This window comes from Oceanobacillus indicireducens (assembly GCF_014647195.1).
GTDB lineage: Bacteria > Bacillota > Bacilli > Bacillales > Amphibacillaceae > Oceanobacillus > Oceanobacillus indicireducens.
In genome coordinates this window covers 1-1,514 of record NZ_BMOS01000067.1, presented here as the reverse complement: position 1 = coordinate 1,514, position 1,514 = coordinate 1, and the positions used below count along the sequence as shown (strand labels likewise).

The window sequence follows — 1,514 nt, the reverse complement described above, 5'->3', positions numbered from 1 at the left end:
GTAGATTTTAGCCCCGACGATATTGACGTAGTAGAAGATGGCGAAGAATTAATTTGCGATTTATGCGCCGTACAAACAGAAAAATGAATATGTAATAGTGGAAGGGCATCCCGGGTGGGGTGCTTTTCTTTTGGGGAAATACGAGGAATCTTATTTTTTAGGGGGATGAAAATGGATGAAAAGGACGTGACCAACATGGACGTTTGGCGCGAAAGCATACAGCAGGATATAAATAGTTTAAAAAGCGATCATAAACAATTGGCAAATGAACAAGCAAGTATGAAAAACGACATTTCGTCTTTACAAATAAACGACAAGCTACAAGATCAAGAAATCCGAACCATTAAAGATACGATTAAAGAAATTAAAGACGATACTGGCTGGATACGTAGAAAAATAACAGGAGCCATTATCACTGCCACAATTACAGCTGTCGTTGCCGGAGTTATTGGTATTGCAATAGCAAATATATTTTAGGAGGATGATTTAAATGCAAGCAGCAATCACAAGGTTAGCAGTGTTAGTGATTTTATTGGTTAACCAGACACTAATTACATTCGGGTGGAACCCATTGCCATTTTCGGAAGAACAGGTTTATGAAGGTGTGTCCGCAGTCGCCACTGTAGCAGTCGCTGTGTGGGCTTGGTGGAAAAATAATAACGTCACTAAAAAGGCGCAGCATAATGAGAAATTTTTAAAAGACAGAGGAATGAAGTAAGACATCTCATTGAGGTGTCTTTTTATATTTAAAGGGAGGTATTTTTAATGGCTAAAATTCAAGATATCAGGCATAGAACACAACGTACAAACGGAACCCGTAGTCTATCGCAAATAAAATATATTGTACGTCATCATTCGGCGACACCGACGGGCGATTTTGATTCTTTTTGGAAATACTGGCACGGTACAAAGGGGTGGGGGACAGGTGGTTACCATGAAATTATCTTGAGAGATGGAACAGTACAACTTTGCTATGACCCAAATGAAATTACGAACGGCGTGGGTAATTACAACACTCCAACATACCATATTTGCTTAGTTGGTAATGGTTCTTTCACAGCTGCCCAAGAAAAAGCTTGGGATGAGCGAGTAGCGTATAACATGAAGCGCTTGGGTATCGGAGTAAATAATGTAAAAGGTCATAGAGAAATGCCGGGAGCAAACACTACATGTCCTGGTATTAATATGGATACGGTGCGGGCAAGAATCAGAGGAGGCGCGGTTACGCCTAATCAGCCTGCACCGGCACCTAGCAAACCATCAAATCCGAGTAAGCCGAAAGGAAAGACTATTTCCCAAATGGCTGATGAAGTGATTGCAGGTAAACACGGTCAAGGTCATTCAGCTAGAAGGAAATCTCTTGGAATTAGTCAAGCTGAATATGAAAAAGTTCGCGCAGAAGTTAATCGTAGATCAAGGGTATCTTCTGCACCTAAGGCAAAGCCAAAGAGTAAAACAGTATCGCAGATGGCTCAAGAAGTCATTGATGGCAAGCATGGTAATGGGCATGATGC

The 1,514-nt window shown here is 41.1% G+C and carries 3 protein-coding genes; all 3 read left to right on the top strand.

Annotation, left to right across the window (positions count from 1 at the left end; translation table 11 throughout):
- The first annotated feature begins 171 nt into the window (after nucleotides 1–171).
- Nucleotides 172–477 (top strand): hemolysin XhlA family protein, encoded by a 306-nt coding sequence (locus tag IEX94_RS19270; protein ID WP_229782815.1) that lies wholly within the window; start codon nucleotides 172–174, stop codon nucleotides 475–477.
- A gap of 13 nt (nucleotides 478–490) precedes the next feature.
- Nucleotides 491–718 carry a phage holin gene (locus IEX94_RS19265; protein ID WP_188859864.1) on the top strand — a complete coding sequence of 76 codons (228 nt, stop codon included), beginning with the start codon at nucleotides 491–493 and terminating at the stop codon, nucleotides 716–718.
- Nucleotides 719–765: 47 nt separating this feature from the next.
- Nucleotides 766–1,514: N-acetylmuramoyl-L-alanine amidase (locus IEX94_RS19260; protein ID WP_188859862.1), on the top strand; the 749-nt coding region annotated here is incomplete at its 3' end.